This is a genomic window from Robertmurraya sp. GLU-23 (assembly GCF_052983275.1).
Window position 1 is genome coordinate 1 of record NZ_JBRKCV010000033.1, and the last position, 9,569, is coordinate 9,569.

Here is a 9,569-nt window from a genome sequence, read left to right on the forward strand (position 1 = left end):
CTGGAGAAATCTAGGATTAAAATCTCTTTCAAAAGTTATTTCATAAACTTTCGAACCGCCGTATACCGAACGGTACGTACGGTGGTGTGAGAGGTCGGCGCTGAAAAAGCGCCTCCTACTCGATTGTTGGTTTTGCAGTTTAGGAGAAGAATTACGATAGGAAACAATAATGAGTAATCATTTATATACTTATTATTATTTGAGTCATAATATAAAACGATGGGATGTGTGATAGTAATCTTAAAATCCCGTAAATCCGCCAAAAAGTGGTGTTAATAATGTAATAATTTTTGTCATCATGTTAAAGTATAATAATACTCCCATAAGGACCATTAAAATGCCACCTAAAGCCATAATACCAGCACTATGAGTCTTTAAAAATGTCATTTTTTCTATAAACAGAGACATTAGTATAAAGGGGATAGAAAAACCTAATACATAAAGAAGCATATAGAAAAGTCCTCTACCAGGATCTGATACTCCTAATGCAATTACCCCAGCAAGAATTGGACCTGTACAAGGTGTCCATCCGGCTGCAAAACCAATCCCAATAATAATTGAACCTATATAGCCTGAGGGTCTTTTTTGAAATTTTATTTTTTTATCGGATTGAAGAAAATCAAATTTAAGCAGGCCAGAAAGTACTAAACCAAAGAATACCATTAAAATGGCACCTAATTGTCTAAGTAAATCTTGGTAATCTAAAAAAAACGAACCGATGAAAGAGGTGGACAAACCTAAAGCTATAAAAATAATTGAAAATCCTGCTAAAAAAAGAACTGTATGGATGAAAGCTTCTCTATTTAATAGCCCTTTTTTGTTCTTTAAATCGTTTACCGACACCCCAGTTATATAAGATAGAAATGCGGGATATAACGGAAGGGAACATGGTGATAAAAATGAAAGAAGACCTGCTCCAAACGCTAAAAATAAATTGACTTGTTCCATAATTCATCACCTAACTCAAGGTTTAATAAGTTCCATATAGTTTTCTATATCCCGTTCAGTCATACTGCCAGTTATGACCTTCACTATTGTCCCGTGCTTATCAATTAAAAATGTTGTTGGAATAGGAGTTATATCATAAGTTTCTGTAACAGCTGAATCTTTATCTTTCAGTATAGGAAAGGTAAGACCATATTTATTGGCAAATGCTTCAATTACAACATCACCTTCTCCTATATTAATAGCTAATGTCTCTACGCCTAGATCTTTATAATGTTTATACTGTCTTTCCATATAGGGCATTTCCTTTTCACACGGTTTGCACCAAGTTCCCCAGAAATTTAGGAAGACTCCTTTTCCTTTTAGATCAGAAAGTTGAACTTTGTTTCCTTGCATATCCTCAAGTAAAAAATCAGGTGCTTTTTCTCCTGCTTGAACTCGCATTTTTTCAGTAAAGAAATTTTGGTAAAGTGTATAGGATATTGCTAATAACATTATTAGTAACAAGCTTATTCTAAAAATTGTCCGCTTTTTTTTGTTTCCCATGCTATTCTCCCTTTTATTATATAAATAATTAATTAAATATTTTTATACAACTTTATTAATAAACATTGTAATTAATAATAGGTGACTGCCTGGCTCCCTAATTGCTCCCAAGCCGCAATAAAATTATCCGTAGAAACTTTTTTGTTTTTTTCTCCATTTAAAGGATCATTAAAATAAACATACTTATCATCGTAACCTGTTATTAGAACTGAATGTAATCTATACGTTACGTTCAAATCACCTCTAGGCGTTTGCCAGGTTTCGAAAGCGCTATCTGGTAAACTATTATATGTTGCATTAGTAATAACCCAAACTGGGCTTCCAAGGGAAAGATATGTTTTTAATTCATTAAATTCACTCCCTGTTAGGTCAACTACTTTCCCGGGCATATACTCCTCTGCAAGCTTTTTTATTGGAAGATGGTATACACCGTAACCGGGATTATTATATGAATACATATCTCCAATGAATCCATCGGTAGGATGCCCCCAAGAAATGTTACTTCCTTCTTTTATTAAAGGTGTTGTATCTTTTGGGATTTTTTCGGCTAATTCCATTTTCCCTACATTTATACCCTTATATTGTAAAAGCATGGCTAGAGATGTTACCTCACATCCCCTAGGTAGTTCAGGGAATTGCTTAATAGTAGGGGCATCTAACAAAACGGTATCTTTAATTTTAATAATAGGTAATCGATCTTTTTTAGCTTCAAATGATGTAGCGTTAAATTTTTTGTTATCAATTATTTGTACAAATAGGGTATAGAGGCTGAAAGTAGCAAGTAATAAAATAATAGAACCTAATATATATTTCCAAATTTTCATAGTAAATGATCTCAACTTTATGATAAGCAGTATTTAAATTTGTGCAGATCTAAATGGTTGTTTTACATCTCCCTTCTAATCTTTAACAATGTACAACCTTATTATATTCTAGAGCCACACCTTACTCAAAGGTTAATTTGAATGAAGTAGAAATCATGTAGATACAAAACAGATTGAAAAGAAAGGATTACTTATAATTATCAAACCTTTTTGATAGCTTTTTTTATTAAAGATTTGTTGATTGGATTATACATTCGCCACTACCTTGGGAAAATGTTTCGGCTATGCCACGGGAAGATTCTTCTACGCATCTAGCGTTCTTCTTCACTAAAACTTATTGTAAAGATAAAAGACTGTAGACAAACTTGAAATACATTTGGTTTGTCTACAGTCTCGATGTATCATTAGGTAGGTTTAAACTTTTAATTCATTATGAGCAATCTGAGATTTTTCAATTTGAATAGTGGTGTGTTCAATATGAAAAATATCATGCATTTTATTAATGGCTTCTTGTAGAACCTCTTGACTGTTAATGTGATCCTCAACTAAAATATGACAGCTAAATGAGTCTAATCCAGAAGTGATTGTCCAAATATGGAGGTCATGGACATCAATTACCCCTTTTATTTCTAATAAAACAGACTTTACTTCATCTTGGTTAATACTAGGGGGAGTACCCTCCATTAAAATATGAGTGGAATGTTTTATAACTCCCCAAGCACTTTTTAAAATCAGTAAAGCGACCAAAACTGAAATAATTGGGTCGGCAACATACCAATCGAATAAAAGCATTAAAATTCCAGCAATTATAGCTCCAACCGAGCCTAATGCATCACCGAGAACATGTAAGTAGGCACTACGTAAATTTACATTGTTTTTTACATCACCTTTTCTCATTAGAGACCAAGCGCTAAACAAATTTGCAAATAAGCCTACAGATGCAATTAACATCATTGAACCACTTGCAACAGTGGGTGGTTCGAAAAAGCGGCCATAAGCTTCCCATACAATAAATCCGGCAATAACAAATAAAGTAACACCATTGAACAATGCAGCTAAGATTTCAAAACGATAAAAACCATAGCTTTTGTTTGCTGAGGCTGGTTTAGAAGCAAACCAGATAGCGACTAAACTTAATAATAAAGAGCTGGCGTCACTCAGCATATGTCCTGAATCTGATAGTAGTGCTAAACTGTTTGTTATTAAACCACCGAAAAACTCTAAAAACATAATAATTGTGGTAACCAATAGTGCGATTATTAACCCTTTTTTGTTGCCTTCCCTGGCTTCCTCAAAGTGATTATGGCCATGTGAATGACCATGATGATTGTGGCCATGATGGTGATGATGCCCCATAATAATGCCTCCTTTGATTCATTTTGAACGGTATTGTATTTCAGCTTAAATTCTTGCTGCCTCCCCATGTTATTAATTAGGGGAGTTATGGTCATTATAAAATACAGAGTATATTGCAAATATGCCTATATATATGAAAATTCTTTATAGTTAGTTCAGTGAGTGCTGACAATAATGCTCTTAATTGGATACGTATTGAACTGCTTATGCTTTGAAAATTGTTTCTAGAATATTTTGATACAAATACTCTGCATCATCCCCAACGCCTAATAACAGAGATGATCCTCTCCGATGTTGCCAAGGGAGTCCTAGAAAATATAGACCATTAATATTAGTAATACCTCTAATGTGATTTATAATCCCATTTGAGTTAAGTGAACCTGGGATATTAATCCAATTAAAGTCTTGTATAAAACCAGTAGCCCAGATGATATTATTAACTTTTAAAGTCGTGTTGTCCTGAAAGAGGATCTCATTCTTTTCCCTGACATCAATAGCTCTCGGTTTTATTTTTACTTTGTTTATTTTAATACTTTTTTTCAATTCATCTCCAAAGATAATGTCACCTTTTCTTTGAAGTTTTCTACCAATAAATGATTTATTGTCAGCTTTTAATATCCCCAACTTGTCTAACCACCAAAAAATACTTCGCCGCGCTATAGTAAGAGGTAGATATTGGATATCGTGACCAATCGATAGGTATGTTTCTCGGGTATGCGATAATTCAAGTGCAATTTGAGAACCGGAATTACCACCACCGACTACTAATACAGATCCACTGTTTAACTGAGATTGATTTTTATATTGGGAAGAATGTAACTGTATTATGTCTTTAGCAATGTCCTTAGAAAATGAAGGGATATTAGGGTATTGATATGAACCAGTCGTAATTATAATATTCCTTGCTGTAAATGATTCATGCTCCGAAAAAAGCCTAAATAGGGATCCCTCTTTAATGATTCTTGTAATATTGGTGTTCATTCTAATAGGTAATTTAAAAAACTGGACATAGTCCTCTAGATAATCTGCTACTTCATCTTTTGTTGGAAACCCATTAGGATTACCATCCAGTGATAGACCAGGTAAAGAACTGTAAGAACGTGGTGTAAATAATACCAGGGAATCGTACCTATTTCTCCACGTATCACCAACCTTGAGCCCTTTCCAAGGATTAAAAATGATAATTTTGTGTTTTTTAAATAATACCCCATAGATAAAGCAGATTGACCAGCACCAACTATGATTACATCATAAAACATAAATATATACTCCTCATATACATTATATATGAGCATATGCTCATATATAATGTATAGCGTCATCCTTGTTTTTGTCAATTCTAGTTCAATAAGTTTATGTTTTTTTGTTTATATTTATACCTAAAGGAAAAATAAGGTAATTGTGATTCGATTCAAAAGTAAAGGATATAATTTCATTTATTTTTTGCCCTTTTAAAAATAAGTTTGACAATTTCAAAATATAATCATATTATAACCACAAAGTTGTATTAAGGCAAAAAAAGAGCGGAGGGTAAATAAAAATGAGCCAGTCAAAAGTAGTGAAGTTATCTGAAGCCAAGAAGGGTGATTCTATACGCATTACCAAGTTGGAGATAAATGGAGTTATGAGAAGAAGATTACTGGATTTAGGATTCGTTCCTGGTTCTATCGTTGAAGTTCTACGAAAGAGTCCTATGGGTGATCCAATTGCATACCGAGTAAGTCAAACAATAATTGCTTTAAGGAAAGAAGAGAGTAATAGAATCAAAGGGGAGTTGATTGAGACATGAGTAAATCGTTCCAAATTGCCCTTGCCGGAAATCCTAATACGGGGAAAAGTACTTTATTTAATCTCCTTACTGGATTAAAACAACATACTGGAAACTGGGCAGGAAAAACGGTGGACTTAAAAGTGGGGAATTTTTACATTAAAGATAAAATGTTTGAAATGATTGATTTACCTGGAACATATTCTTTGTTTTCAAATTCTAAAGATGAAGAGATCGCACGTGACTACATTGTGTTTAACAAACCTCATGTTACACTGGTTGTTTTAGATGGGACTGCACTTGAGAGAAACATGAACCTAGCTTTGCAAGTAATGGAGATAACTGACAATGTCATTGTTTGTATAAATCTAATAGACGAAGCAGAAAAATTAGGGATAAAGGTAAATGAAAAAATATTAATGAAACGATTAGGAGTACCGGTGATTAAGATATCAGCTAGAAACAAAACGGGTATTCCAATGTTACTGGATACAATTGATCGTTTGGCATCTGGAGTAATTCGATGTAAGCCATATCAGTTGAAATACGATGAGGAAACTGAGCAAAAAATCAACCTCCTACTACCAGAAGTTCGTATTATATCAGGTGGGAAATTTCCAGAAAGATGGTTGGCTTTACGGCTACTTGATGGAGATAAAACACTTTTAGAAAAAATTGAAAAAGAACTTTCGAATTCTGAGGTGATATAAGATGGAGTCACAACAAATAAATATTAGCATGAAGATTAAAGATCTAATTCATCAGGCTGAACAACTCTCCTCTTTTACTATTCGTGATCGGATTGTGGAACAAATTTATAACAATAGTCAGGAGGTAATAAAAGAGGGAGTTAGTTTTACTAAAACAAGGTATGATCAAAGAACTGAACAGTTAGATGCAATATTTACATCTCCTATTTGGGGTTTTCCAATAATGCTTTCAATGTTAGGAATCGTTTTTTATCTAACTATTGCTGGAGCAAACATCCCATCAAGTATGTTGGCAAGTTTCTTTAGCTGGGTCGCGGGATATTTGAGTCTATTATTCAGTGCTGTTAATGCACCAGAATGGCTCCATGGTGTATTGGTTTTAGGTTTATATAGAGGAACAAGCTGGGTAATTAGTGTGATGCTGCCTCCGATGGCTATTTTTTTCCCTACCTTTGCACTATTAGAAAACTATGGGTATTTACCAAGAGTTGCGTTTAATATGGATCGTTTATTTAAAACTGTTGGTGCTCACGGCAAACAATCCTTAACCATGGCTATGGGTTTTGGCTGTAATGCAGCCGCCGTTATGTCTTCAAGAATAATCGAATCTCCACGTGAGAGAATGCTGGCAATTCTGACAAATAACTTCGTCCCTTGCAATGGGCGTTGGGGAACACTCATTGTATTGTCATCACTATTTATGGCAGCCGGTTTTACAGGAGGGATGAAGTCATTAGTAACAACATCTGTGATTGTAGGAATCGTATTATTTGGAATAATAATAACCTTCCTTGTCTCATGGGTATTATCTATAACTGCACTTAAGGGTGTACCGACCCATTATACTCTAGAATTGCCCCCATATAGAAAACCAAAGTTTGTTGATACTGTCATCCGTTCTTCACTAAATAAGTCTGCATCCGTTCTAAACCGTGCAATTAAAGTAGCTGCTCCAGCTGGAGTGTTAACGTGGATCTTAGCTAATATCTCGATAGGTGATGTTAGCATCCTATTGCATATTGTAAACTTTCTAGATCCACTAGGAAAGTTAATAGGGTTAGATGGGTATATTCTTATGGCATTTATAATAGGTTTACCAGCAAATGAAATTGTACTCCCTATACTACTGATGGGATATCTTTCTACAGGAGCATTAATTGATGTGGATGGAATAGAGGGGCTTAAACAAATATTTTTAGACAATGGGTGGACTTGGTTAACCGCACTAAATATGATGTTATTTTCTTTGTTACATTATCCATGTGGAACAACACTAGTAAATATCTATAAGGAAACAAAAAGTATTAAATGGACTTTTTGGTCATTTATAATACCTACAGGAATCGCTTTTCTAATTACTTTCTTAGTCGCTCAAACTGTGCGTATTATGGGCTCGGTATAAACTTGAGTCTTTGCTAATTAACTTATAACTAGGGAGTTTGGATTTATGTGATTCACCTTTTCGAGAACCTTCTAATTATTTTTCCTTATTTTGTGTAATGGTTTCTTACCTAATGCTAAAAAACAAAAAACACTGGTGGGAATTTACAGGTAAGATTTGTTTGTTAATCTTTATTATTCTAATAGTAACATTTATTATTAGATTTATATGATGATCATAACACAATATCTACTTTTAAACGGTAGCTTTATAAAGCTACCGTTTTACTTATTAAATAGAAGAAGGAATAATGCGCTTTGTATGCATTCTTTTAATAATAAATAGGGAAATATATATGCCTCCAATAACAAATAAAATTTTATTGTTTTCAAAAAAGAATTAATGTAGTAGGCTATGAAACGCATATTTATAAAAGAAAAATGGATAGTTTATAATTATTTAGATGGATTTTCCTGTTTTTTTTTTATATAATTTATGTTTTAATACTATGTTAGAAAGAAGGTGTTAAAATGAAAAACTTTTTTCAATTGGCTCATAGAAGAATCAATCTAGCGTTTGAGCACAACCATTACATCATTTTTTTATTTGTAGCTGTAATCTTACTTTGGTTAAAAACATATATAGTTCAGTTAACACAGTTTGACTTAAATACGGAAAGTTCACTACAAGATTTTTTATTACTTTTAAATCCACTTGGCTCATCTTTACTCTTACTAAGTTTTGCGACTTTGTTTAAAGGAAGAAAGAAGTATTTAATTTTATTAACTACTTATTTTTTATTAACGTTCCTTGTATATGCAAATACTATGTATTATCGGTTTTTTAATGATTACATCACCTTACCGACTTTAACACAGACACAAAATTTTGGGGATGTTAGTAGCAGTGTTACCTCTCTTTTAAAACCGTATGACATCTTGTTTTTCTTAGATTTTCTTATTTTAGTAGGATTGTATTTTATTAGAAATAAAAAAATGCAGGATAATAATCCTGGACGGCGATATGTAGCAGCTATGTTTTTGTTGGCTTTAGGTTTTTCTTTCTTTAACCTAGCATTGGCTGAAGGGGATCGTCCACAGCTGTTAACTAGGGGATTTGATAGAAACTATATAGTGAAGTATTTAGGTCTATATAATTACACTTTGTATGATGCAGTTCAAAGTACAAAGGCCTCTACTCAAAGAGTTTTGGCAGATAGTAACGATATCACAGAGGTAATCAATTATACAAAATCAAATCATTCGGAACCTAACCCAAAATACTTTGGGGCTGGAAAAGGAATGAATGTAATTTATCTTCACCTTGAATCCATGCAAAACTTTTTAATTGATTACAAATTGAATGGAGAGGAAGTAACACCGTTCCTAAACTCCATGACTAAGGAAGAAAATACCCTTTATTTTAATAATTTCTTCCATCAGACTGCACAAGGGAAAACAGCAGATGCAGAGTTTATTTTAGAGAATTCCTTGTATGGACTTCCACAAGGGTCAGCATTTACAACAAAAGGCTTAAATACTTACCAGGCTGCCCCTGCTATATTGGGACAACAGGATTACACGTCAGCGGTTTTCCACTCAAATACGGGGAGTTTTTGGAATCGAAATGAGATTTATAAATCTTTTGGATATAACAAATTCTTTGATTCTAATTACTACACGATGGATTCGGAAAACATTGCAGATTACGGGTTAATGGATAAGCCATTTTATGAACAATCCATTCCTTTATTGGAAACTTTGCCTCAACCCTTTTATGCAAAATTTATACCAGTAACGCACCATTTTCCATATGAAATTGGGGAAGAGTACGCTTCAATTCAACCTCATACTACAGGGGATAAAACTGTTGATGGATATTTTCAAACAGCACGTTATGCTGATGAATCATTAAGGCAGCATTCCTGTAATGAATGAAAATGAGGTTTGAACAAAAAAATAACCTCTTGGTAGAATGAGAGAGTCCAAAGCCTGCAAGCGAAAAGGACAACTCAATTAACCAGGAGGGTATAAAATGAA

7 protein-coding genes and 2 pseudogenes are annotated in these 9,569 nt (G+C 33.5%); 4 read left to right on the forward strand and 5 right to left on the reverse strand.

The window, feature by feature from the left end; translation table 11 throughout:
- Positions 1–240 precede the first annotated feature (240 nt).
- The 5 genes and pseudogenes from ACVBAX_RS25065 to ACVBAX_RS25085 form a co-directional block, all read right to left on the reverse strand.
- Complete coding sequence (locus tag ACVBAX_RS25065) at positions 241–948, reverse strand: cytochrome c biogenesis CcdA family protein (protein WP_447119639.1); 708 nt, start codon at positions 946–948, stop codon at positions 241–243.
- A 15-nt stretch (positions 949–963) separates the two neighbouring features.
- The gene (resA, locus tag ACVBAX_RS25070; protein WP_447119641.1) at positions 964–1,491 is read right to left on the reverse strand and encodes a thiol-disulfide oxidoreductase ResA; all 528 of its coding nucleotides are present in this window, start codon (positions 1,489–1,491) and stop codon (positions 964–966) included.
- A gap of 71 nt (positions 1,492–1,562) precedes the next feature.
- Complete coding sequence (locus ACVBAX_RS25075) at positions 1,563–2,315, reverse strand: C39 family peptidase (RefSeq protein WP_447119643.1); 753 nt, start codon at positions 2,313–2,315, stop codon at positions 1,563–1,565.
- Positions 2,316–2,729: 414 nt separating this feature from the next.
- Entirely contained in the window at positions 2,730–3,671 is a 942-nt protein-coding gene (locus ACVBAX_RS25080; RefSeq protein WP_447119645.1) for a cation diffusion facilitator family transporter, read from the reverse strand.
- 204 nt (positions 3,672–3,875) lie between these two features.
- Positions 3,876–4,930 (reverse strand): annotated as a pseudogene (locus tag ACVBAX_RS25085) (flavin-containing monooxygenase).
- A gap of 281 nt (positions 4,931–5,211) precedes the next feature.
- Between ACVBAX_RS25085 and ACVBAX_RS25090 the strand changes: the two are divergent.
- The 4 genes and pseudogenes from ACVBAX_RS25090 to ACVBAX_RS25105 form a co-directional block, all read left to right on the forward strand.
- Positions 5,212–5,460, forward strand: coding sequence for a FeoA family protein (locus ACVBAX_RS25090; RefSeq protein WP_447119647.1), 249 nt, complete (start codon positions 5,212–5,214; stop codon positions 5,458–5,460).
- Positions 5,457–6,149 carry a FeoB small GTPase domain-containing protein gene (locus ACVBAX_RS25095; RefSeq protein ID WP_447119649.1) on the forward strand — a complete coding sequence of 231 codons (693 nt, stop codon included), beginning with the start codon at positions 5,457–5,459 and terminating at the stop codon, positions 6,147–6,149. Before ACVBAX_RS25090 ends, ACVBAX_RS25095 begins: the two co-directional genes overlap by 4 nt.
- A gap of 1 nt (position 6,150) precedes the next feature.
- Entirely contained in the window at positions 6,151–7,551 is a 1,401-nt protein-coding gene (locus ACVBAX_RS25100) for a nucleoside recognition domain-containing protein (protein ID WP_447119651.1), read from the forward strand.
- A gap of 509 nt (positions 7,552–8,060) precedes the next feature.
- Positions 8,061–9,449 (forward strand): annotated as a pseudogene (locus ACVBAX_RS25105) (LTA synthase family protein); the annotation flags it as partial.
- Positions 9,450–9,569 lie beyond the last annotated feature (120 nt).